Annotated in this window: 20 protein-coding genes; 6 read left to right on the forward strand and 14 right to left on the reverse strand. The window is 70.0% G+C overall.

The window, feature by feature from the left end:
* Position 1: 1 nt before the first annotated feature.
* The 8 genes from ACFOWZ_RS08920 to ACFOWZ_RS08955 all read right to left on the reverse strand — a co-directional run bounded on the left by ACFOWZ_RS08920 (position 2) and on the right by ACFOWZ_RS08955 (position 9,189).
* The gene (locus ACFOWZ_RS08920) at positions 2–937 is read right to left on the reverse strand and encodes a hypothetical protein (protein WP_382371014.1); all 936 of its coding nucleotides are present in this window, start codon (positions 935–937) and stop codon (positions 2–4) included.
* A gap of 3 nt (positions 938–940) precedes the next feature.
* Complete coding sequence (gene hutI, locus ACFOWZ_RS08925; RefSeq protein WP_382371016.1) at positions 941–2,074, reverse strand: imidazolonepropionase; 1,134 nt, start codon at positions 2,072–2,074, stop codon at positions 941–943.
* Positions 2,071–3,345, reverse strand: a complete 1,275-nt coding sequence (locus ACFOWZ_RS08930; RefSeq protein WP_382371018.1) for a formimidoylglutamate deiminase — start codon at positions 3,343–3,345, stop codon at positions 2,071–2,073. Before ACFOWZ_RS08930 ends, hutI begins: the two co-directional genes overlap by 4 nt.
* Entirely contained in the window at positions 3,342–4,511 is a 1,170-nt protein-coding gene (locus tag ACFOWZ_RS08935; protein ID WP_382371020.1) for an allantoate amidohydrolase, read from the reverse strand. The genes ACFOWZ_RS08930 and ACFOWZ_RS08935 overlap by 4 nt, the downstream gene beginning before the upstream one ends.
* The gene (gene hutU, locus ACFOWZ_RS08940; protein ID WP_449280277.1) at positions 4,511–6,154 is read right to left on the reverse strand and encodes a urocanate hydratase; all 1,644 of its coding nucleotides are present in this window, start codon (positions 6,152–6,154) and stop codon (positions 4,511–4,513) included. Before hutU ends, ACFOWZ_RS08935 begins: the two co-directional genes overlap by 1 nt.
* Positions 6,154–7,659 (reverse strand): histidine ammonia-lyase, encoded by a 1,506-nt coding sequence (gene hutH / locus ACFOWZ_RS08945; protein WP_382371024.1) that lies wholly within the window; start codon positions 7,657–7,659, stop codon positions 6,154–6,156. Before hutH ends, hutU begins: the two co-directional genes overlap by 1 nt.
* A 73-nt stretch (positions 7,660–7,732) precedes the next feature.
* Positions 7,733–8,665 (reverse strand): DUF4367 domain-containing protein, encoded by a 933-nt coding sequence (locus ACFOWZ_RS08950; RefSeq protein WP_382371026.1) that lies wholly within the window; start codon positions 8,663–8,665, stop codon positions 7,733–7,735.
* Positions 8,662–9,189: a SigE family RNA polymerase sigma factor gene (locus ACFOWZ_RS08955; RefSeq protein WP_030471314.1), complete on the reverse strand. Its 528-nt coding sequence runs from the start codon at positions 9,187–9,189 to the stop codon at positions 8,662–8,664. Before ACFOWZ_RS08955 ends, ACFOWZ_RS08950 begins: the two co-directional genes overlap by 4 nt.
* Positions 9,190–9,302: 113 nt before the next feature.
* Here ACFOWZ_RS08955 and ACFOWZ_RS08960 point away from each other — a divergent pair, with 113 nt between their 5' ends.
* From ACFOWZ_RS08960 to ACFOWZ_RS08980, 5 genes are read left to right on the forward strand one after another with little or no spacing between them, the layout of a single operon-like run.
* Positions 9,303–10,088: an IclR family transcriptional regulator gene (locus ACFOWZ_RS08960; RefSeq protein ID WP_382371028.1), complete on the forward strand. Its 786-nt coding sequence runs from the start codon at positions 9,303–9,305 to the stop codon at positions 10,086–10,088.
* A gap of 36 nt (positions 10,089–10,124) precedes the next feature.
* On the forward strand, positions 10,125–10,547 hold the full coding sequence (locus ACFOWZ_RS08965) for a MarR family winged helix-turn-helix transcriptional regulator (protein WP_382371030.1): 423 nt from the start codon (positions 10,125–10,127) through the stop codon (positions 10,545–10,547).
* 12 nt (positions 10,548–10,559) lie between these two features.
* Positions 10,560–11,387 carry a haloalkane dehalogenase gene (locus ACFOWZ_RS08970; RefSeq protein ID WP_382371032.1) on the forward strand — a complete coding sequence of 276 codons (828 nt, stop codon included), beginning with the start codon at positions 10,560–10,562 and terminating at the stop codon, positions 11,385–11,387.
* A 9-nt stretch (positions 11,388–11,396) separates the two neighbouring features.
* Positions 11,397–12,344, forward strand: a complete 948-nt coding sequence (locus ACFOWZ_RS08975; protein WP_382371034.1) for a GNAT family N-acetyltransferase — start codon at positions 11,397–11,399, stop codon at positions 12,342–12,344.
* Positions 12,341–13,312 carry a GNAT family N-acetyltransferase gene (locus ACFOWZ_RS08980; RefSeq protein ID WP_382371036.1) on the forward strand — a complete coding sequence of 324 codons (972 nt, stop codon included), beginning with the start codon at positions 12,341–12,343 and terminating at the stop codon, positions 13,310–13,312. Before ACFOWZ_RS08975 ends, ACFOWZ_RS08980 begins: the two co-directional genes overlap by 4 nt.
* A 60-nt stretch (positions 13,313–13,372) precedes the next feature.
* Here ACFOWZ_RS08980 and ACFOWZ_RS08985 read toward each other — a convergent pair whose 3' ends face one another.
* The 4 genes from ACFOWZ_RS08985 to ACFOWZ_RS09000 are packed head-to-tail and all read right to left on the reverse strand — an operon-like array spanning position 13,373 to position 16,654.
* Complete coding sequence (locus ACFOWZ_RS08985; RefSeq protein WP_382371038.1) at positions 13,373–14,269, reverse strand: ABC transporter substrate-binding protein; 897 nt, start codon at positions 14,267–14,269, stop codon at positions 13,373–13,375.
* Positions 14,266–14,931: an ABC transporter permease gene (locus tag ACFOWZ_RS08990; RefSeq protein ID WP_382371040.1), complete on the reverse strand. Its 666-nt coding sequence runs from the start codon at positions 14,929–14,931 to the stop codon at positions 14,266–14,268. The genes ACFOWZ_RS08985 and ACFOWZ_RS08990 overlap by 4 nt, the downstream gene beginning before the upstream one ends.
* Before the next feature lie 5 nt (positions 14,932–14,936).
* The gene (locus ACFOWZ_RS08995; RefSeq protein WP_382371042.1) at positions 14,937–15,575 is read right to left on the reverse strand and encodes an ABC transporter permease; all 639 of its coding nucleotides are present in this window, start codon (positions 15,573–15,575) and stop codon (positions 14,937–14,939) included.
* Positions 15,572–16,654, reverse strand: coding sequence for an ABC transporter ATP-binding protein (locus ACFOWZ_RS09000; RefSeq protein ID WP_030471306.1), 1,083 nt, complete (start codon positions 16,652–16,654; stop codon positions 15,572–15,574). The genes ACFOWZ_RS08995 and ACFOWZ_RS09000 overlap by 4 nt, the downstream gene beginning before the upstream one ends.
* Positions 16,655–16,786: 132 nt before the next feature.
* On the opposite strand from ACFOWZ_RS09000, the gene ACFOWZ_RS09005 reads away from it, so the two are divergent.
* On the forward strand, positions 16,787–18,337 hold the full coding sequence (locus ACFOWZ_RS09005; protein ID WP_382371044.1) for a bis-aminopropyl spermidine synthase family protein: 1,551 nt from the start codon (positions 16,787–16,789) through the stop codon (positions 18,335–18,337).
* Between the two features lie 202 nt (positions 18,338–18,539).
* Here ACFOWZ_RS09005 and ACFOWZ_RS09010 read toward each other — a convergent pair whose 3' ends face one another.
* Both ACFOWZ_RS09010 and ACFOWZ_RS09015 read right to left on the reverse strand, forming a co-directional pair.
* Complete coding sequence (locus tag ACFOWZ_RS09010) at positions 18,540–21,704, reverse strand: EAL domain-containing protein (protein WP_382371046.1); 3,165 nt, start codon at positions 21,702–21,704, stop codon at positions 18,540–18,542.
* Between the two features lie 236 nt (positions 21,705–21,940).
* Positions 21,941–23,137 (reverse strand): NAD(P)-dependent malic enzyme, encoded by a 1,197-nt coding sequence (locus ACFOWZ_RS09015; protein WP_372497487.1) that lies wholly within the window; start codon positions 23,135–23,137, stop codon positions 21,941–21,943.
* Positions 23,138–23,195: the final 58 nt, after the last annotated feature.

Genomic DNA, 23,195 nt, shown 5'->3' on the forward strand with positions numbered 1-23,195 from the left:
GCTACTCCCACTCCCACCGCACTCCACGGATTCCGGGCTTGATGTTCCGCACGTGGATGTGCGTCGAAGCGGTCGTCCCGATCCACAGGTCGTTCAGCGCGGTTTCCGGTTCCTGCAACGAGGGCCGAGCGAACTCGTAGCAGCGCGCCGGCACCGCGTCCGGGTGGAAGTCGATCTGCAGGGTGTACTCGCCCACCGGCCGCAGGAACCGCCGGTCGCAGACCTCGCTGTCCGCACCGGGTCTCATCCGGACCGTGTAGTCGACGAGAGCCGTCTCCCCCGCCCTGAGCATCCGGTCGAACAGGATCTCCGCGACGAGGAACCCGGTGGAGTCCTCACCCCGCACCCTGCCGAGCCGGCACGGCGGTCCCGCCTCGATCGACGGCACCCCGAGGTCCGTGGCGTCGGCGAGCTGGATCGCGAGGAACCTGTCGACACCGTCCTCCAACGCCTGGACGACGCCGGTGCAGCGGTTCGACACCTCACGGCGGTCCGGGCCGATCACCTGCCGGTCCTGCACGCTGACGTACGTCGACGCCGTCGGCTGCAGCCGGTCGATCCGCGCCATGACCTCGCCGAGGTCGGTCGCGCGCGAGTCCCACATGTCCTCGATGGACATCGCCTGCCCGACCCACCGCCCCCGCGGCCGCTTGTCGCCGAGGCGGTCGGTGAGGAACCCCTCGCCGAGGTCGAGCAGGTCCTCCAGCGCGGCGACGACCTTCAACGACTCCGGCCGCTCCGGCCTGCTGCGGCCGCGGCGCCAGTAGCTCAGCGTCGAGAGGCTCACCTGCATGCCGCGGGCGGCCAGGTGGTGCTGGATGCGTTCGAGGCTGAGTCCACTGCGGTCGACGGCTTTCGTCAGCGCCTCCGCGAAGTCCACCACGGGGCCACCGTACGGCGCCGCGCCCTCCGCCAGTAGGCCCACACGGAGGGTCATGCCTCAGACGGCGCGTACGCCCTTGCGCCACACCGAGTGCGTCAACGGGACGCCCGGACGGTAGGCCAGATGCGTGATCGACGGCGCCTCCAGCACGTGGAGGTCAGCGCGCGCACCAGACCTGATGACGCCGACGTCGTCACGACGCAACGCCCGCGCGCCTCCGGCCGTGGCCGCCCAGACCGCCTCCTCGACGCTCATCCGCATCTGGAGCACCGCCGTCGTCACGCAGAACGCCATCGACGACGTGTAGGACGAGCCGGGATTGCAGTTGCTCGCCAACGCCACCGTCGCACCGGCGTCCAGCAGGGCGCGGGCCGGCGGCAGCGACTGGCGGGTCGACAGGTCGCACGCCGGGAGCAGCGTGGCGACCGTGTCGGACGAGGCCAGCGCGTCGACGTCCTCCTGCGAGAGGTACGTGCAGTGGTCGACGGACGCGGCACCGAGCTCGACGGCCAGCCGGACGCCGGGTCCCTCGCCGAGCTGGTTGCCGTGCACCCGCAGGCCGAGACCCTTCTCCTTGGCCGCGATGAGCACGGCCTTCGACTGCTCGTAGTCGAAGGCGCCCTTCTCGCAGAACACGTCGGCCCAGCGCACGAGAGGCGCGACGGCGTCGAGCATCTCACCGCGGACCAGCTCGACGTAGGTGTCCGCGTCCTCGCCCGGCGGCACGAGGTGGGCGCCGAGGAACGTCACCTCGTCGACGTGCTCGGCCGCGATCCGCGCGCTGCGCACCTCGTCCGCCACGTTCAGGCCGTAGCCGGTCTTGGTCTCGACGAACGTCGTGCCCTGCCGCAACGCCTCGGCGACGTGCCTGCGCACGACGTCCGACAGCTCGGCGTCGGTGGCGTTCCTGGTCGCGCCGACGGTGACCGCGATGCCGCCCGCGGTGTACGGCTTGCCCGCCATGCGCGCGCCGAACTCGGCGGTGCGGTCGCCCGCGAAGACCAGGTGGGTGTGGCTGTCGACCCAGCCGGGCAGCACCGCGCGGCCCTCGACGTCGACGCGTTCGTCGGCTGCCGGAGCTTCGGAAGCCTTGCCCACCCACGCGATCCGCTCGCCGTCGACGACCACCGCATCACCGGCGGACTCGCTGTTCGTCGTCAGCTCACCGATGCCGGTGATCAGCACGCTCATGCCCACAGCTCCTCGATCGCGTCCGCCAGCAGCCTGCCGACGTCTCCCAGAGTCTCGTGCACACCACCGGACGCGACCACCCGGCCGCGGACCACGACGGTGTCCACATCGGACGCCGTCGCCGACAGGAACACCTGCTGCGGCAACGAGCCCGCGGTGCGCGGTGTCGAGCAGCTGATCGCCACGAGGTCGCACGGCGCACCCGGTTCGATGCGGCCGCCCGGCCACCCCAGCGCGGAGTGCCGGGTGGCGGCCTCCAGCAGTTCGGCCGGCGAGAAACGGCCGCGTTGACCGGTGCGGAGACGTTCGTTGTGCTCCAGCGCGCGAGTCTCCAGCAACGGGTCGATCACCGCGTGCTGGTCGCTGCCCAACGACAGCGGGCTGCCCGCGTCCGCCAGCTCGCGGGCGGGGCCGATACCGTCGGCCAGGTCGGCCTCGGTGGTCGGACAGAAGCACGCACCGGTCCCGGACTCACCGAGCAGCGCGATGTCCTCGGGCGTCAGGTGGGTGGCGTGCACCGCCGTCGTGCGCGGCGACAACGCCCCGGCCTCGTGCAGCAGCGCGGTCGGGGTGAGGCCGTGGGCGGCGAGGCAGGCCTCGTTCTCGGCGGGCTGCTCGGAGAGGTGGACGTGCAGCGGTGCGTCCGGAAACGCCTGTGCCACCACGGAAAGCTCGCCCCGCGGCACGGCGCGGACGGAGTGGATCGCCGCGCCGACCTTCATGACGTCGTCGGACTTGAGCTCCGCCACCCGGTTCGCCCACGCCTCTGCCGTGCCGTCGGAGAACCGTTGCTGCACCTCGTTCACCGGCTGGTCGATGCCACCCGCGAGGTAGCAGGTGTCGAGCAGCGTGAGGCGGATGCCCGCGTCGGCCGCCGCCTCGCGCAGGGCGTACCCGAACTCGTTCGACCTGTCGTGCACGTAGTGGAACTCGCCGACGGCCGAGACGCCGGCGAGCGCCATTTCGCCGTAGACCGCGCGGGCCAGGCGGTAGTACGACTGCGGGGTCAACTTCGACGCCAGCGCGTACATGCCTTCACGCCACGTCCAGAACGTGCCGCCGCCGTCGTGCGTACGACCTCGGAGCGCCCGGTGGAACGCGTGCGAGTGGGCGTTCGCAAAGCCCGGCACGACAACGCCGTACAGCCTTCGCACGCCGAGCGGGATCGTGTCCACAGTGGACACGCTCGCGACGACGCCGTTCTCGACCCTGATCAGCACGCGTTCCGCGAGCCCGTCGGGCAGCCAGGCCCGCTCGCACCAGAAGTTCATGAGCCGAGGTGTTCGAGCGTCGCGGCCAGCGCCTTGACGCCCTCGTCGACGTCGGTCTGCTCGGCGAACTCCTCCGGCGCGTGGCTCACGCCGGTGGGGTTGCGCACGAACAACATCGCAGTCGGCACGTGCGCGGCGAGGATGCCCGCGTCGTGGCCCGCACCGGTCGGCAACGCCGGAACGCCGCCGAGGGCACCCGCGATGTCGTCGCGGAGGTTTGCGTCGAAGTGCACCGTGTCGCCGTACGACTCCTCGGTGATGACGACTTCGCAGCCCTCTTCCTCGGCAGCGTTGTGGGCCGCTTCGGAGATCTCCGCGACCATCGCACGGGTGCGTGCGTCGTCGCTGTCCCGGGCGTCCAGCCAGACGTCCACAGTGGACGCGATGACGTTGGTGCCACCGGGGTTGGGCACGAGCCTCCCCACGGTGGCGCGCCCGCCGCCGCTGGCCGCTTTCCGCGCCGCCAGAACGAGTTGCGACGCCGGCAACATCGGGTCGCGACGGTCCTCGATCAACGTCGCACCGGCGTGGTTGCCCTCGCCGCGGAACGTGAAGCGCCACCGGCCGTGCGCCAGGATGCTGGACGCGACGCCCACCGGCACCGTCAGGCCGCGGCCCTGTTCGACGTGCAGCTCGACGAACTGCCCGATGCGGCCCAGGGCCTTCTCGTCCTTGCCGACCAGGTTCGGGTTGTAGCCCGCGGCCTTCATGGCCTCGGCCAGCGTGACGCCGTCCGGGTCCTTGAGGTTCAGGGCCTTGTCCGCGTCGATGGCACCGGTCAGGAGCCTGCTGCCGAGGCACGCGACCCCGAACCGGCCGCCTTCCTCCTCGGCGAAGACCGCGATGGCGAACGGCCTGCGTGGCGTGACCCCCTTGGCCTGCAACAGGTCCACGGCTTCCAAGGCGCTCGTGACGCCGAGGGGTCCGTCGAACGCGCCGCCGCCGGGGACGGAGTCCAGGTGGCTGCCGGTGACGAGCGCGTTGTCGCCGCGCTCGCCCCACCACGCCCAGAGGTTGCCGTTCTGGTCGGTCTCGACGTTCAGGCCGCGTTTGACGGCCTGCTCGACGAACCAGTGCCGCAGCTCGAGCTCCGGCTTGTCGTAGCCGTGACGGGAGTAGCCGCCGCGCTTCGAGTCCCTGCCGACGTCCGCGATCTGGTCGAGCATCAGCCCTCCATCGGAATGCGGACACCCTTGTCCGCGGCCACCGTCTTCGCCTCGTCGTACCCGGCGTCCACGTGCCGGATGACGCCCATGCCGGGGTCGTTGGTCAGCACGCGCTCGATCTTCTGCGCCGCCAGCGGAGTGCCGTCCGCGACCGTCACCTGACCGGCGTGGATCGAACGCCCGATGCCGACGCCACCGCCGTGGTGGATCGACACCCACGTGGCGCCGGAAGCCGTGTTGACCAGCGCGTTGAGCAGCGGCCAGTCCGCGATCGCGTCGGAACCGTCCGCCATGGCCTCGGTCTCGCGGTACGGCGAGGCCACCGAGCCGCAGTCGAGGTGGTCTCGGCCGATGACGATCGGCGCGGACAGCTCGCCGGACGCCACCATCTCGTTGAACTTGAGGCCCGCGAGGTGCCGTTCGCCGTAGCCGAGCCAGCAGATCCGGGCGGGCAGGCCCTGGAACTCGACGCGCTCCCCCGCCATCTTGATCCACCGGGCGAGCTGCTCGTTCTCCGGGAAGAGCTCCAGAATGGCGGCATCGGTCTTCGCGATGTCGGCAGGGTCGCCGGACAGCGCGGCCCAGCGGAACGGGCCCTTGCCCTCGCAGAACAGCGGGCGGATGTAGGCGGGGACGAAGCCGGGGAACGCGAACGCGCGGTCGTAGCCGCCGAGCTGCGCCTCACCGCGGATCGAGTTGCCGTAGTCGAAGACCTCGGCGCCGCGGTCCAGGAAACCGACCATGGCCTCGACGTGCGCGGCCATCGACTCCCGCGCGCGCTGAGTGAACTCGTCAGGCTTCGCGCCGGCGTAGTCCTGCCACTCCTCCAGCGAGACACCGACAGGCAGGTACGCCAACGGGTCGTGCGCGGACGTCTGGTCCGTGACGATGTCGACCGGGACCTCGCGGCGCAGCAGCTCGGGCAGGATCTCGGCCGCGTTGCCCACGACACCGACGGACACGGCCTCACCGGCGGCCTTGGCGGCCAGGCAACGCTCGATGGCGCTGTCCAGGTCGTCCGCGATCTCGTCGAGGTAGCGGGTCTCCAGGCGACGCTGGGCGCGGTGCGGGTCGACCTCGATGCACAGCGCGACGCCCTCGTTCATCGTCACGGCGAGAGGCTGCGCACCGCCCATGCCACCCAGTCCGGCGGTGACCGTCAGGGTTCCGCGAAGCGTGCCGTTGAAGCGCTTGGTGGCGACCGCGGCGAACGTCTCGAAGGTGCCCTGGAGGATGCCCTGCGTGCCGATGTAGATCCACGAACCGGCGGTCATCTGCCCGTACATCGTGAGGCCCTCGGCCTCCAGGCGGCGGAACTCGGGCCAGTTCGCCCAGTCCGGCACGAGGTTCGAGTTCGCGATGAGCACGCGCGGCGCCCACTCGTGCGTGCGCATGACGCCGACCGGACGACCGGACTGCACGAGCAGCGTCTCGTCGGCTTCGAGGTTCTTGAGCTCACGGGAGATCGCGTCGAACGACGGCCAGTCGCGGGCGGCCTTGCCCGTGCCGCCGTAGACGACCAGGTCCTCGGGGCGCTCGGCGACGTCCGGGTCGAGGTTGTTGTGGAACATCCGCAGCGCGGCCTCGGTCGACCACTGCTTGGCGGTCAGTTCGGTGCCACGGTCAGCACGAACGGTGGTCATCACAGAGCTCCACTTCGAATCAGGGCCTCGGCGGCGGCGATCTCGGGTGCGAGGTGGCGGTCGGGGCCGGGCCCCTGGACCGTCTCGCGCAACTTCGCCACGGCCGCGGCCGTCGCGGGGGCGGGCTTGAGGGGCGCGCGCAGGTCGAGCGCGCGCGCTGCGGTGAGCAGTTCGATGGCGAGGACGGTGGTCAGGCCGTCCACGGCCTTGCGCAGCTTGCGTGCGGCGGACCAGCCCATCGACACGTGGTCCTCCTGCATCGCGGAGGACGGGATCGAGTCGACGGACGCCGGCACCGCGAGCCGCTTGAGCTCGGACACGATCGCGGCCTGGGTGTACTGGGCGATCATGTGGCCGGAGTCGACGCCGGGGTCGTCGGCGAGGAACGGCGGCAGGCCGTGCGAACGCGAGACGTCGAGCATGCGGTCCGTGCGGCGTTCGGCGATCGAGGCCACGTCCGCGAGCGGGATGGCCAGGAAGTCCAGCGCGTAGGCGACGGGAGCGCCGTGGAAGTTGCCGTTGGACTCGACCCGGCCGTCGGCCAGCACCACAGGGTTGTCGATCACCGACGCGAGCTCGCGGTCGGCCACCGTCGCCGCGTAGGCCACGGTGTCCCGCGCCGCGCCGTGCACCTGCGGGGAGCAGCGCAGCGAGTACGCGTCCTGCACGCGGGTGCAGTCGGGGCCGCGGTGCGAGGCGACGATCTCGGAGTCCCGCAGGAACGCGAGCATCCTGGCCGCGGACAGGTTCTGGCCGGGGTGCGGGCGCAGGGCGTGCAGCTCGGGCTCGAAGACCCGGTCGGTGCCCAGCAGCGCCTCGACGCTCATCGCGGCGGTGAGATCGGCGATGTCGAGCAACCGGGTGAGGTCGGCGATCGCCAGCGCCAGCATGCCGAGCATGCCGTCGGTGCCGTTGATCAGCGCAAGGCCTTCCTTCTCGGCCAGCTGCACGGGCTCGATGCCGGCCTGCTCGAGTGCCTCCGCCGCCGTGACGAGCTCCCCGGCGGCGTTGCGGACCATGCCCTCGCCCATCAACGCCAGCGCGTTCGCCGAGAGCGGCGCCAGGTCACCGGAGCAGCCCAGCGAGCCGAACTCGTGCACCACGGGGGTGATGCCGGCGTTCAGCATCCCGGCCATGGCGTCCACAGTGGACAGCCGAACGCCGGTGTGCCCGGTCGAGAGGGTGCGCAGCCGCAGCAGCATCAGCGCCCGCACGACCTCGCGCTCCACCTCGGGCCCGGAACCGGCGGCGTGCGAGCGGATCAGCGACCGCTGCAGCTGGGCACGGCGGTCCGGCGGGATGTGCCGGACGGCGAGCGCGCCGAACCCGGTCGAGACGCCGTAGGTGGGGCGTTCGGCCGTGGCGAGCTGTTCGATGTGGCCGCGGGCGGTGGTGACCGCCTCGCGGGCCGCCTCGGTGATCGCCACCGGGGCGCCGTCGCGGGCGACGGCATGAACGTCCTCGAGGGTCAGTGGCTTCGGACCCAGCTCCACCGGTTGTCGCATGCAGACATCACAGCGCTCCGGAGCCGACTCAGCGACCCCGGAGCGCGCGATGGCGTCTGGCATCCCAGACGCGCTACTTCTTGCCGATCCAGCCGGTGTCGAGGTTCGGCGCGATCGTGACGTCGTTGATCGCCGCGACCAGGTCCTGGACCGACCTGTCCCCGGTGCTGGTCGCGCTGATCCAGACCCCGCCCTCCTGCACCGCCACCGCGCGGCCGTCGAGGACCACGCCCTGCTTGCCACGGACGGTCACGGGCTCGGTCTTCTTGCCGCTGAAGTCCGGCGTCGCCGAGAACACGGTCACGTCGACGGGCGCAGGGGAAAGCCGCGCACTCCAGTCTCCGGGGCTGGTGCCCTTGAACTCGTTCGCGTGCTTGTCCTTCACCTTGAACGGCGCCTGGAAGGTGACGTTCGAGTCCGCGCGCACCGAGTCGGCGACGCGCAGAGCGGTTTCCTTCGGGTCGGTCACGCCGACCACCTGGACGACCAGCTTGTCCTGCGCCTTCCACTCGACGACGGCGCTCGTGCCGGACACCTGCACGCGAGCCTTCAGGCCGCGGACCGCCGCGTCCTGCCACTCGGCCAGCTCGCCCTTGTAGTCCAGACCGCTGTCGAGCTCGATCCGCGGGGCGTCGACCTGCGGGGCGCTCGGGGTGGTCCAGACGCGCGCGGTGGTGCCGTCCGGGTTCACGGCGCGAAGGGTCTCGGTGAAACCCTCCGGCAGCCAGTGCGGCGAGTACTTGAGGGCGACGACGCCCTGACCGTTGCCGGGCACCAGCGCCGCGGCCGCGTCGTTGCCGGTCGGCGGCGCGTACCTGTCGCTGGCGATGACGCCCGCGAAGATCAGGACTGCGACGGCCGCCACGCCGGCGGTGGCGATGAGGAAGATGTTGCTCCGTTGCTGCTTGCGCTTGCGCCGCAGGGCGTTGAGCGTCGGCCCCGGATGCGGGGTGCGTTCGGCGAGCTTGCCGAGCGCGTCCTTGACGAGCTGTTCGGTGTCGTTCACGACAGGCCCTCCCCGAGCCGCAACCCGACACCAGCGGGCTCCGGCGTGTGGTCCATCCGGAGTGTGGCCAGCGCACGTGAGATGTGGCTGCGCACGGTTCCCTCGGCACAACCGAGCATCTGTGCGATCTCCGAGTCCTCGTAGTTCTCGTAGTAGCGGAGCACGACCGCGGCCCGCTGTTTGCGGGGGAGCTTGGCGATCCGCTGCAACATTGCTTCCCGCTCGTCGTAGTGGTGCGTCGTGTCCGAGACGGGAGGTGTGACGGACTCCAGAGTCGTCATGCACAGAGCGACGTCCTTGGCCGCCCTGCGTCTGCGCCACGAGAGGTACTCGTTGGTCACCATGCGCTTGACGTAGGCGTGAGGGAGGTCGACTGAACCGATGCGATCCCACTTCTGCTGCGCGCGCAGCAGCACTTCCTGGACCACGTCCTGGGCCAGGTGCGGGTCACACGTGAGCACGGTGGCGTAGCGCAGCAACGGGGTCACCTGTTCTGCCACGAAGTCATCGAAACTCGGTGTCAATCCCGACCCCCTTCAAAACCGTCACGTCCCTATGACGCGCCTCGGTCCTGTTCTGTTGAGTGTGCCCTGATGGAGGAACGGCGTGGGCTGCATCACGTGGGAAAATCACTGTTGTGGGCAGCAGCAGTGACGTTCCCGCGCTGCGGCGAGGACTCGCGGTCCTCCGGCTGCTGGCGGGCAGGCCGGGTCCCGTCTCCGCGGCGTCGGTGGCGCGCGAGCTCAATCTGCCCAGGTCAACGACCTATCACCTGCTCTCGGAACTGACCGAGGCCGGGTTCGCGACCCACTTCCCCGAGGAGAAGCGCTACGGCCTGGGCGTCGCGGCGTTCGAACTCGGCTCCGCGTACCTGCGCCACGACCCGTTGGAGCGGCTGGCCCGTCCGTTGCTGCGCAAGCTCGCGGACCGGATGGAGAAGGTCGCCCACCTGGGTGTTCTGCACGGCGCCGAGGCGCTGTACCTGGTGCGTGAACAGCCGCGGCAGCCGCAGACGATCGTGTCCGACGTCGGCGTCCGCCTGCCCGCCCACCTCACCGCGTCCGGCCGCGCGATGCTGGCCCACGTGCCCCCGGCGCAGGTCAGGGCGCTGTTCCCGTCCGTCGCGTCCTTCGTCGACCGCACCGGCCGCGGCCCGCACAACCTGCCGGCGTTGCGCCGGTTGCTGACCATCGAGCGCCGTCAGGGCTGGGCGGTCGAGGACGGGTTCGTGACGGCGGGGTTCGCCTCGGTGGCGGCGCCGGTGTTCGACCACGGGGAACGGCCGATCGCGGCCATCACGCTGACGTTCCGGCACCTGTGCGACACGCCCTGCGGCCAGACGTGGCCGGACCTCGCCAAGGAGGTGCGCAAGGCGGCCGACGAGCTGACCGCCCGGATCGGTGGGCACGTGGCGCCCAGTTAGTAGCCATGTACATAGTAGCCATGTACTGTATCTGCCATGAGCAGTGCAGAGTTCACCGTTGGACACCTCGTCTGGCGTCTCGCGATGAAGTGGCGGACGGCCGTTGACCGCGCGTTGGCCCCCCTCGGCCTGACGCACGCGCAGTACGTCGTGCTGTCGTCGCTGCTGGCCCTGGACCGTCCGTCACAACGCGAACTGGCCGACCACACCGGCCTCGAAGCGCTGTACGTCTCGAAGCTGGCGCGCTCGCTGGAGGCTTCCGGCTTCATCTCGCGCGCTCGGGACAGCACCGACACCCGCACGGTCCGGCTGGAGCTGACCCCGCACGGCCGGTCGACGGTCGAACCCGCCGTCGCCGTGGTCAGGGCGCTGCTCTACCAGCTGACGGCCCCGCTGGGTGATCGTTCCTCGGCCTTCTCACGCGACCTGACCGCGCTGCTCGCCGTTCCCCTGTCCTGAGGAAGGTCCGTCATGCCTGTAGTTCCTGTTCTCGACTCGACCGTGCACTACGAGCAGTCCGGCTCGGCGCCGTTCGTGTTCCTGCACGGCAACCCCGGCTCGTCGCACGCCTGGCGCAACGTCCTGCCGCAGCTGGGCGGCCTGGCACCCGACCTGATCGGCATGGGCCGCTCGGGCAAGCCGGACGTCGAGTACTCGTTCGCCGACCACGCCCGCTACCTCGACGCGTGGTTCGACGCCCTCGAACTGGACCGCGTGGTGCTGGTCGGCCACGACTGGGGCGGTGCGCTGGCGTTCGACTGGGCGGCCCGGAACCCTTCGCGCGTCGCGGGCATCGCGTTCTTCGAGATGATCGTGAAGCCGATGTACGGCTCCGAGCTGCCGGTGCCCGCGCAGGAACGGGTGCGCAGGTTCCGCGCCACCGAGGCGCTGGAAGACGACGGGTTCGTGCGCCAGGCGTACACCCGCGGCGTGCTGACGCCTGTGTCGGACGAGGATCTGACGGCCTACCTGGCGCCGTTCCCCGACGCGGCGAGCAGGCGGCCGGTGCTCGCGTGGGCGCGGCAGATGCCGTTCGACGGGGAGCCTGCCGCGCTGGTGCCGCGGATCGAGGCCTACGACGCGTGGCTGGCCACCTCCGACGTGCCGAAGCTGCTCATGACGTTCGAGGGCTCGCCGACGTTGCTGATCGGGTCGCAGTTGCAGGCGTGGTGCTCGGCGAACGTCGCCGCACTGGACGTGGTGGCGCTCGGCGAGGCCGGGCATCACGCGATGGAGGACCGGCCGAAGGAGATCGCGGCGGCGGTCGCGGCCTGGGCAGATCAACACGATCTTGCTTAGATCGGGTGCATGGGGGTTGAAGAGTTCGATTTCGCGCACGCACCCGAACACGAGCGGCGAGACCTGTACGAGGTGCTCGCCGCCTCTGAGGCCGAGGAGCTGAGGGAAGCAGCGCCGTACGAACACCAGATCACCGGCTGGCAGTCGCCCAACGACCTCGGCTTCGGGCCTGCGCGCTTCGCGGTCGCACGGGAGGGCGAGCAGATCGTCGGCTACGTCTCGGCGCGGGTGACCGAGGAAGCGGCGAACGACCACATCGCACTGGTGTACATCGTGGTGCTGCCCGAGTTCCGCCGTCGTGGCATCGGCACAGCACTGCTGCACGCCCTGCCGTCACTGATGCCGGGACGAACCGTCGCCGAGTGCTGGAACGTGTACGAGGGCACCGCGGGCGAGCACTTCGCAGCCGCCCGCGGGTTGCGGATCGTCACGTCGATGACGAGGCAACGGCTGAACGTCACCGAACTGCCGGAGATCGGCGAGGTGCCGGCGGGCTACGAGCTGGTCACGTGGACCGGCCGGACACCGGACGAGTTCGCGCAGGTGTGCGTCGACGGGCTCAACGCCATGTCGGACGCGCCGTTCGGCGACACCGCGCTCGACTCGGCGGGCTACACGGTCGACCGCCTGCGACGAGAGGAGTCCAACGTCCTCGACGCCGGGGGCGACCGGTGGGTGGTGCTCGCGCTGCGGGGCCGTGAGATCGCCGGCCTGACCATCGTGGAACGCGGGCCCGGCGACCCCGCCACGGCCGAGCAGCTGCACACGGTCGTGGTGCCGGCACATCGCGGTCGCGGACTGGGCATGGTGCTGAAGGCGCGGATGCTGCACGAGCTGACCGGCGTCGAGGTGATCTTCACGCGGACCAGCAGCGGGAACGAGCACATGCTGCGCGTCAACCACGCGTTGGGTTACCGGGACCTCTACACGTACCTGGCCGTGCAGGCGAAGTCATGAGCGAGATCGACATCGACGAACTCGACTTCGACGGTGCCGCCGAACCCGACCTGCGTGCCCTGTTCGACCTTCAGGTGGCCTGGTGGACGAGCGCCATGCCGCCACGTGAACCGCCGGCGTTCAGCGGCTGGGTGCGGCGGCGACGGACACCGGAGGCCGGCTGGGGCCGCCCGCGGTTCGCCGTCGCGCGGGAGAACGGACGCATCGTCGGGTACGCGGACGGATACCTGCCGACGACCGGCAACACGCATCTCGTCGCGGGCACCGTCGTGGTGGACGAACGGTGGCGGGGTCGTGGCATCGGCACCGCGCTGCTCCGGTACGCCCTGCGCTCGTCGAACCGCGACACCGCTGAGGCCTCGTGGGTTCCTGCGGACAGCGAGGGCTCGCGGTGGGCGACCAGCCGCGGCTTCACCGTCGTCAGTTCAGCCACTCTGCAGGAGCTCGTGCTCACCGACCCGCTGCCCGAGGTCGGCGAAGTGCCGTCCGGCTACCGGCTGGAGCACTGGACCGGACGTGCTCCGGAAGACCTGCTCGACGCCTTCGTCGATGCGCTCAACGCGACGAACGACCAGCCCATGGGCGACAGTGCGATCGACCTCGTCCCACTCACGCGGGAACAGGTGCGGCAGGAGGAAGACGACCTGTCCTCCGCCGGAGTCGACGTGTGGGTCGTCCTCGCACTGCACGGCGACCAGGCCGCCGGTGTGACCGTGATGCACCGAACTCTCTCGCGGCCCTCTGTTGGTCACCAACGGCACACCGCCGTGGTTGCCGAGCATCGCGGCCAAGGCCTCGGCAGGTTGGTCAAAGCGCACATGCTCCGCCGGCTCACCGGCATCGAGACCGTCGAGACCGAGACGAACAGCACCAACGAGCACATGCGGCGCATCAACCACTCGCTCGGCTTCACCGACCGGCTCACCACCGTCGACCTGAGCGCACGCGTGGCCGATCTGAAGCTGTGAAACGATGAACGGCGCTTTTGTGCACGTCAGGTGCACAAAAGCGCCGTTCATCGTTTGCGGTCAGATGCCTGCGGAAGCGAGCCACTCCTTCGCGACCTTCTCCGGCTCGGGCTTGTCCGGCGACGCCAGCTTCTGGTTCAGGTCCAGCAAGGTCTTCGTGTCGATCTTCTTCGAGATGGCGTTCAGGGTGTCGCGCACCTGCTGCGACGCCTTCTTCTCGTTGATGAGCGGCAACACGTTCTGCGCGGCGAAGACGTTCTTCGGGTCTTCGAGCACCACGAACTCGTTGGCCTTGATGGCCGAGTCCGTCGTGAACAGGTCGGCCGCCTGCACGGTGTTGTCCTTCAGGCCGGCGACGGTCAGCGGGCCGCCGACGTCGAGCGACTTGAACTCCTTGAACTCGCAGTTGTACTTGGCCTTCAGGCCGGGCAGGCCGTCCGGCCGGTTCTGGAACTCCGGCGGGCCGCCGAAGACGAGCTCCTTGCAGTACGGCACGAGGTCGTCGATCGACTTGAGGCTGTACTGGGCGGCGATCTGCTTGGTGACGACGACCGCGTCCTTGTCCTCGGCCGCGGACTTGTCGAGCACGGTGAGGCCCTGCGGCAGGGCCTTCTTGAGCGCCGCGTAGACCTCTTCGGAGCCGACCTCGGGGGCTTCCTTGTTGACGTGCTTGAGAAGCACGCCGCTGTACTCGGGGATCAGGTCGATCGAGCCGTCCTGCACGCCCTTGAAGTACAGCTCGCGGTTGCCGATGTTCAGCTTCTTGGAGACCTTGACGCCCTTGGCCGCCAACGCCTGCGCGTAGATCTCGGCGAGCACGGTCGACTCCGGGAAGTTGGCGGAGCCCACGACGATCGTGTCCGTCGGGGCCGGGTTGTTGTTGCCGCCGGTCAACGGGTCACCGCCACATGCCGACAAGAGCATGACCGCAGCGACGACTGTCGCGATGCGCTTCATCGTTTTCCTCCGGTTCCCACTGGACGCAGCCCTGGCGAGACCGTCAGCCGTTGCAGGCCGGCGAACCCCAGGTCGACGAGAACGGCGAGCAGTGCCACGAGCACCGCGCCGGCGAGCATCTGACCGAACTCCTGCAGGGCGAGGCCGTCGAAGACGAACCTGCCGAGACCACCGGCACCGGTGTAGGCGGCGATGGTGGCGGTCGCGACCACTTGCAGTGCGGCGCCGCGGAAACCGCCGTAGATCAACGGAAGCGCGTTCGGGATCTCCACGTTCGCCAGGACACCCCACTCCCGCATGCCGACACCTCGCGCGGCGTCGACCGCCACCGGGTCGACCGCACGGATGCCCGCGTAGGTACCCGCCATGATCGGCGGGATCGCCAGCAGCACCAGTGCGACGTACACCGGGAAGTCACCGAGACCCGCCCACAGCACCACCAGGATCAGCACGGCGGTGGTGGGCAGGGCGCGCAGCACGTTCGAGAGCCCGACGACCAGGAACCCGCCCTTGCCGGTGTGGCCGACGAACGCGCCGAGCGGGATCGCGATCACCGCGGCGATCAACAGGGTCGTCAGCGTGTAACCGAGGTGTTCCAGCAACCGCACCGGAATCCCGGTCGTGCCGGACCAGTGCGCGGGATCGAAGAGCCAGCCACCCATTCAGCTCACCTCCCCGCCCTCGCCCACGGCGTGAGCGCTCGACCGACCAGCAACAGCAGCCCGTCCGCGAGCGCCGCGAGCACGACCGTCCCGATGAGACCGGCGAAGACCTTCGCGCTGTTGTCGGTCTGGTACCCCTCGGTGAAGAGCTGACCGTAACCGCCGAGCCCGACGAGCGCGCCGACGCTCACCATGCTGATGTTCGACACCGTCGCGACCCTCAGACCCGCGATCGTCACGGGCAGTGCCAGCGGGAAGTCGACGACGAAAAACCGCCGCAAAGGCCGGAATCCCATCGCGTTCGCGGCGGCCGTCACGTGGCCGGGCACCGCGGAGAGCGCGTCCGCGACCGAGCGCACCATCAGCGCGACCGTGTAGATCGTCAGCGGCACGATGACGTTGATCTCGTCGAGGATCTTCACGCCGACCAGCACCGGCGTGATCACGATCAGCGCGATGGACGGGATCGTGAACAGGACGTTCGCGAGCGGGAAGAGGACCGCGCGCGCCGTCGCGGACCGGGAAGCGAACCACCCCAGCGGGATCGAGAGCGCGAACCCGATCAGCACCGGCACGACGGAGAGCCGGAGGTGCACCTCGGTGACTTCCCAGAACCTTTCCCAGTTCTCGAAAATCCAGGTCACTTCGGGACCTCACCCGCCGCGCGGGCCTTCGCGAGCGCCTTGATGACGTCGTCGGCCCTGACCACCCCGGTCACCGCGCCGACGTCGTCGATCACCACACCGAGTGCGGACGGCGAGCTGAGCGCGGCGTCGAGCGCACCTCTGAGCGTGGAGCCGTCGTACAGCGAGCCGCCGGAGATCAGGTCCTTCTCGGCGACCTCGATCTCACCGTCCACACCGGACAGCCAGCCCTTCGGCCGGTTCTCGTCGTCGACGACGAGCGTCCAGTCCGAGACGGTGATGCGTTCGCCGAGCTTGGCCGTGGTGACCGGGTGCACGGGCACGTCGGCGTGCAGGAACGTGAGCGTGCGGTAGCCGCGGTCCCTGCCGACGAACGAGGCCACGAAGTCGTTGGCGGGCGCGGCCAGGAGCTCGGTCGGCTTCGCGTACTGCGCGAGGTGCCCGCCGGTCTGGAACACCGCGACGCGCTCGCCGAGCTTCAACGCCTCGTCGATGTCGTGCGTCACGAACACGATCGTCTTGTCGAGTTCCGCTTGCAGGCGAAGGAGTTCGTTCTGCAGGTCTTCCCTGACCACCGGGTCGACCGCGCTGAACGGCTCGTCCATCAGCAACACCGGCGGGTCGGCGGCGAGCGCGCGGGCGACCCCGACGCGTTGCTGCTGACCGCCCGAGAGCTGCGCCGGGTAGCGCTTGCCGAAGGCCGGGTCGAGCCCGACGCGCTCCAGCAGCTCGGCCGCGCGGGTGCGCGCCTTGCGTTTGTCCCAACCGGACAGAAGGGGCACGGTCGCGACGTTGTCCAGCACCGTGCGGTGCGGGAACAGCCCGGCCTGCTGGATCACGTAGCCGATGCCGCGCCGCAGGGTCGGCGGGTCGACGGTGAGGACGTCCTTGCCGTCCACCAGGATCGTGCCCGACGTGGGGTCGATCATGCGGTTGACCATGCGCAGCGACGTCGTCTTGCCGCAGCCGGAGGGGCCGACGAACACCGTGATGGTGCCCGCCTCGACCGTGAGGTCGAGCTCGTCGACAGCGATGGTCCCGTCCTCGAACCGCTTGGTGACGGCCCGGAACTCGATCACCCGAAGATCCCTCCGGTCGTGACGGCCTCCCCGATTCGGGCCGCCCTGGATGCAGATCCCTGTGACCTTAACTCGTTCGGCGTACCCCGGCACAGCGTTCCACCATCTGACAGGCCGTATGGTCTACCGCTTGTGACGATCGACCAGGTTCGGCAGTTGGTGTCGGAGCGCGGAGTGCACGCCCGCAAGCTCCGCGAGGTGTTGTCCCTGCTCAGCGAGGACTGGCATCCGCTGGCCGAGCTGGTGCGCCTGCCCGCAGTGCCCCGCCGCACCGTGCAGGACCTGCTCAAGGCCCTCGGTGACGACGCCGAATCTTCAGGTGATCGTTACCGCATCGCGCCCGGCCTGGTTGCGGCCTACCGCACCGAGTTCGCGGTGGCCGGTGTGCGCGACCACACCGACGTGCTGCGCCAGATCCTGGTCGACATCGCCGACGTGCCGCAGCCGCTGTCCTCGTTGGACCACGTGCAGGCGACCGCGGAGACGGCGCTCAACCGCGCGGTGTGGCTGGACTCCACCTACGACCTCGCGGGCAAGCGTTTGCTGTGCCTGGGCGACCACGACCTGACCTCGCTCGCCGTGGCCGCGGTCAACCCGCACGTGTCGATCACGGTCGTGGACCTCGACGAGCGACTGCTGGAGTTCATCGACTCCAGGGCTGCTTCCCGGGAACTCGACATCCGGACGTTGCACTGCGACATGCGTTTCGGGCTGCCTGCGTCCGTTCTGGAAACCTTCGACCTGGTCTTCAGCGACCCGCCCTACACGCCGGAAGGCATGGGCCTCTTCGCCGGCCGCGCGGTCGAGGCGCTCTCGGACATCGCCGCCGGCCGCGTGCTGCTGGCCTACGGCTTCTCCGACCGCACGCCCGCACTGGGCCTGAAGGTGCAGCAGGAACTGCAGAAGCTCGGCCTCGTGTTCGAGGCGATCCTGCCCGCGTTCCACCGCTTCGACGGCGCCCAGGCGATCGGTTCCGCGGCCGACCTGTACGTCTGCCGCCCCACCGGGCGACGCGCGGTGTCCGGCGGCACGCGCATCTACACGCACGGCGCGCAGTCCGTGGAGTCCGCGGGCCCGTCGAAGGAAGCACTCGCCGCACTCTCGGAACTGGCGCCACGCCCCGAATCCTCGCCGCCGCCGAAGCCCCGCCAGCCGGGCTGGGCCGAGCCGGTGGGCAAGGGTGCGGCCTCACTCGCCGTTGACCTGTCGGCAGATCCGGGCCCCTGGCTGCTGCGCACCCTGCTGGCCTCGTCACCGGCGCGGCTGGCGTGCCTGGTGCCGAACAACCACCCGTCGGTGTCCTCGGAGGCGGGGCAGAAGGAGCTGCAATCGCTGGTGGGAACACGGTTCTCGCTCAAGTTCCTGCGCAACAACCCCGATTCCAAGACCACGATCGTCGTCGCCGACCAGGTGCTGACCGGCACGCTGTCCCTGGGTGACCGCACGGTCCGCGAAGTGCTCATGAAGGCGCACGGCAAGCTGCGCAACGTGTGGCGCGAGGCGTTGATCACAGCGTCGCAGGGCGTGCTGACCAAGCGGCAGGCGGCGGAGATCGTCGACAACGCCTCTGTGACGGCGGACGACCTCGAGTTGAGGTTGATCGACCTGCCGAAGCACCGGATCGTGGCGCTGCTGCCGGAGATCTCGGCGAGTGCGCGGTATGTGGAGCGGCCGGAGAGCTGACCTCGTTCGGTGCGTGCACGTTTCAGCCTTCAGGCCCCTGGCCAAGTCCTCGGCCGTCGTCCATGAACGGCGCATTTGTGCACGTGAGGTCGACAGATGCGCCGTTCATGCCAGAGCCGGACTGGGCCCACGGCGCGTGGAGTGCAGACGCGCTCTCATCGGGCAGGTCGGGCTGGCTGGACTCATCCGCAGGCGACGAGGCTCAGCCGGCCCTCGGGATGTGCAACGGTCCCAGTGCCAGCACCGCCCGGAACTCCTTGGGCGGCACCGGACGCGAGAACAGCCACCCCTGGTAAGCATCCACCCCGACCCCGCGCAGCACGTGGAACTGCGTCGCGGTCTCGACACCCTCCGCCACGCACTTGCGGCCCATCGCGCGGGCCATGTCCACGACCGCGCGGGCCACGGCGAAGTCCGAGGAGTCGTTGCCCACGCCGGAAACGAACCGCCGGTCGACCTTGATGATCTGCGCCGGCAGGTCCTTCAGGCGGGCGAGCGACGAGTAGCCGGTGCCGAAGTCGTCCACGGCGAACTGCACGCCGCGCTGCACCAGCTCGTCCATCGACTGGCGCACCCGTGAAGGCAGGTCGACGAACGCCGTCTCGACGAGCTCCAGGACCACGCGCTCCCACGGCACGCCGGACTCCATGATCGCGTTCGAGACGATGTCGACGAACTCCGGATCGCCCGGCACCAGGCCGGCCAGGTTCACCGCCACCGACACCGGGCGGCCGTCGGGAGCGGGCCAGGTCGCGGCTTCCTTCAACGCCGTTCGCAGGACCCAGCGGTCCAGTTCGCGCATCAGGTCGCCCTGCTCGGCGACGGGCAGAAACACGTCGGGTGGCAGCAGGCCTCGGTCGGGATGCGGCCAGCGCACCAGGGCTTCGGCCGTCAGCACCGCGCCGTCCACGCCCACGACCGGCTGGAAGTGCAGGGCCAGGCCGTCGTGCTGCAGGGCGTCCCGCAGCTGGCCCTCGAGGTGCACCTGGCGGTCGGCGGACGCGATCAGCGCGGCGGAGGCCAGTGACACTCGTCCGGCACCGTTGCGCTTCGCCTCGAACATCGCGGCGTCGGCGAAGCGCAGGAGGTCCGCACCGTTGGCGCGGGAGCCGTTCGGGACGGCCGCGCCGATCGAGGCCGAGACCCGGACGAGCTGGCCGTGCACGGGAACGGCGGTGCGCAGCAACGAGGCCACGCGGGTCGCCAGGGCGTCGACGCCGCCGACCGAGTCGATGTCCTCGCAGATGATCACGTACTCGTCGCCGGACAGGCGCGCGGCCGTGCAGCCCTCCGGCAGGCCGCCCTCCAGCCGCCGTGCCAGTGCCACGAGCAGCTCGTCGCCCGCGTCGTGGCCGAGGGAGTCGTTGACGCGCTTGAAGTTGTCGATGTCGCAGAAGAAGACGGCGACCTTGGAGCGGCCGGGGCCGTCGAGGAGCTTGCTCAGCATCTCCTTCACCAGCGCGCGGTTCGGGAGACCGGTCAGCTCGTCGTGGGTCGCCTGGTGGCGCAGGGCTTCCGCGGTGCGGCGGCGTTCGGTGATGTCCAGGAACACGATCAGCCAGAAGCGGCGGCCGTCGTCCTGCACGGACAGGGCGATGTGCAGCTCGCAGTAGACCTTCTCGCCGTCGGGACGGACGAGGATGCGCTGCGGGATCTTCTGCGTGCGCTCGGCTGCCCACTGCAGGCCCGGCGAGGTGTCCTCGGGGTGGGTGAGCTGCTCGGCCGTCACGCCGCGCAGCTGCTCCAGCTCCATGCCGAGCAGGTCGCACAACGCGTCGTTGGCGTCGACCAGGCGCTCGGCCTCGTCGAAGAGACCGATGCCGACCGGCGTGACCGAGACCAGGTCGGTGAAGCGCTGCGAGGAACGCTTCATGCGTGCCTCGGCGGCGCGCTGCTCGGTGACGTCCTGGGCGGTGCCGACGGCGAGCTGCTTGCCGCGCGGGTCGTGGACGATCATGCCGTGGCACCGGAAGATGCGGATCGAGCCGTCGTGGCGCACCACGCGGTGCTCGAACTGCGAGGCGACCTCGTCCACCACCAGCTGGCGGCACAGGTCGTCGACCCAGGCGCGGTCCTCGGGGTGCACCAGGTCGAGGTACGCCTGGTAGCTGCCGGGGAGGTCCGCGGGCAGGCCGAAGAGCTCGCGGAGCATGTCGGACCACACGACCTCGCCGGTGGCGGGGTTCCACTCCCACATGCCGAGGCGGGCCGCCTGCTGCGCGTCCGCCAGTCTTCGGCGGTCCTCACGCATCTGGCGTTCCAGCGCACGTGCCTCGGTGACGTCCTGGATCGTGCCGTGGTAGCGCTCGATGCGGCCCGACGGGTCGATCTCCGCACGTGCCCGGCACATGTAGACGCGCTCGCCGAGCTCGCTGCGCACCTCCACCTCGACCGGCGCGTCGTCACGGGCGTGCAGCAGCTGGTGGCGGAGGTCCTTGACGGCTTCCCTGTCATCGGGGTGCACGCCGCTGAGCAGGTCGTCGTCCGGGGTCATGCCGATCTCGGCGTACATCTCCATCAGCACTTCGCTGCGGTGCACCGCGCGCGTGCCGGTCTCGTACGCCCAGCTGCCGATCCGGGCGATGCGCTGCGCCTCCAGCAGCCGCGCCCGTTCCTGGGCGAGCTCGGTGGCGGCGCGCTTGGCCTCGGTGATGTCGCGGATGTACCCGGTGATCTTGTCGAGCTGGCCCTCGTCGGACAGCCGCGCCTCCGCCACGCCGCGGATCCACCGCAGCTGGCCGTCCGGGCGCACGATCCGGTACTCGATGTCGATCGGGTCGCCGGTGATCTCGCGGCCGTGCCAGTACGACTCCACCATCGTGTAGTCGTCGGGGTGCACGACGTCGAGAACGGCCTGCGCGCCAGGCACGACCGTGCCGCGTTCGAGGCCGAGGAGCTCGTAGTGGGTGTCCGACCAGACGGTCAGACCGGTCTCCGGGTCGTACTCCCACGAACCCAGCTGCGCGACCTGCTGAACCTTGCGCAGCCGGCGCTGTTCGTCGCGCAACGCGTCCGCCGCGGCGGCCAGATCCGAGACGTCGATCAGCAGGACGGCCTGCAGACCCGTTCCGGGCACCGCGTGCCGGGCGACGCGGACCGGCAGCTCGGTGCCGTCAGCGCGCAGGAGCCTCAGGTCGGCGGAGTTGCCGAGGAGCAGCTCGCCCAGCGGGTGCCCGACGAGGTCGTCGGCTCCCTGCGCGCCGGCCAGCTCCACGGCCGCGGGGTTCGCCTGCATGACGACACCCTTGACGTCGACGAGCAACGACGGCGCGTCGGGCAGGGTCAGCCCGTCCAGCGTCACCGGAGGCTTGGCAGCCGTCCGTGCACGGCCGTTCACCACCGTCGCGCGTCCTACCCACTTGGGCACCGGCCCACCCTCTCCCGCATCCACCGCCCGCGGCAATTCGGGTGGGCACGACAACGGCACCCGAACGGCGGCAAACACGAACCCTCTCCTCGAGTGAACACCCGAGGAGAGGGACGGTAGCGCTTCGGAGCGTCATCGCCCACCCCTTGACGGGTTAACGAAAAGCCACGTTCGTGGTTCCGGTACCCGTGAACATGCAAAAGGGTGGCAAATGCAGAACGAGATCAGACTCCGGGTCAGGCGACGCCGTCGGCCCTGGCGGCAAGCGCCACAGCTGCGGCGACCTCGGGTCCGACGCGCGGGTCCAGTGCGGACGGAACAATTCGGTCTGGACCCAAATCATCCTTCGCGACCGCGAGAATGGCGTCCGCCGCCGCGAGTTTCATGCCCTCGGTGATCCGCCGCGCACCCGCGTCGAGCGCCCCGCGGAAAATGCCGGGGAACGCGAGCACGTTGTTGATCTGGTTCGGGAAGTCGCTGCGACCCGTCGCCACGATCGCGGCGTGCCTGGCCGCGACCTCCGGGTGCACCTCGGGGTCCGGGTTGGACAGTGCGAAGACGATCGAGTCGTCCGCCATGCTCGCGATCAGTTCCTCGGACACCTTCGACGAGCTGACGCCGATGAAGACGTCCGCGCCGCGCAGAGCCACGTCGATGCCGCCGTCGAGGTTGCTCTGGTTCGTGACCGCCGCGATCTCTTCCTTGATCGGGTTGAGGCCGGAACGACCGGTGCGCACGATGCCGCGCGAGTCGATCAGCGTGATCTCGCCGACACCCGCGGCCAGCAGGATCTTGGCGATCGCGATGCCCGCGGCGCCCGCACCGGAGATGACCACCCGCTGGTCACCGATGTTCTTGCCGAGGACCGTGTTGGCGCCGTTGAGCGCGGCGAGCGACACGACGGCGGTGCCGTGCTGGTCGTCGTGCATGACGGGGCAGTCGAGCGCCTCGATCAGCTTCTGCTCCAGCTCGAAGCAGCGCGGCGCCGAGACGTCCTCCAGGTTGACCGCGCCGAACGACGGGCGCAGCCGCACCAGGGTCTCGACGATCTCGTCCACGTCCGTCGTGTTGAGCACGAGCGGGATGGAGTCGAGACCGCCGAAGGTCTTGAACAGCGCGGACTTGCCCTCCATGACGGGCAGGGACGCGCTGGGGCCGATGTCGCCGAGACCGAGCACCGCGGTGCCGTCGCTGACGACGACGACCAGGCGGTGCGCCCACGTGTACTTCGCGGCGAGGGCGGCGTCCTCCGCGATGGCCTTGCTCACTCGTGCGACACCGGGGGTGTAGGCGATGGACAGCGCTTTCGGGTCAGCGAGCGAGGCGGTCGCGCCGACCTCGAGCTTCCCGCCCAGGTGCGCGTTGAAGATCTCCTCGTCCGTCAGCTTCGTCGGATCGGAGTTCTCGGTACGGGCTTCGTTCACTGCTGTCACGGCGTCCCTCCTGCGGTGCGGGCGGCGTAGTAGCCCCGGACATGGGCTCATCACCAAA

The organism is Lentzea rhizosphaerae (assembly GCF_042649515.1).
GTDB classification, from domain to species: Bacteria; Actinomycetota; Actinomycetes; order Mycobacteriales; family Pseudonocardiaceae; genus Lentzea; species Lentzea aerocolonigenes.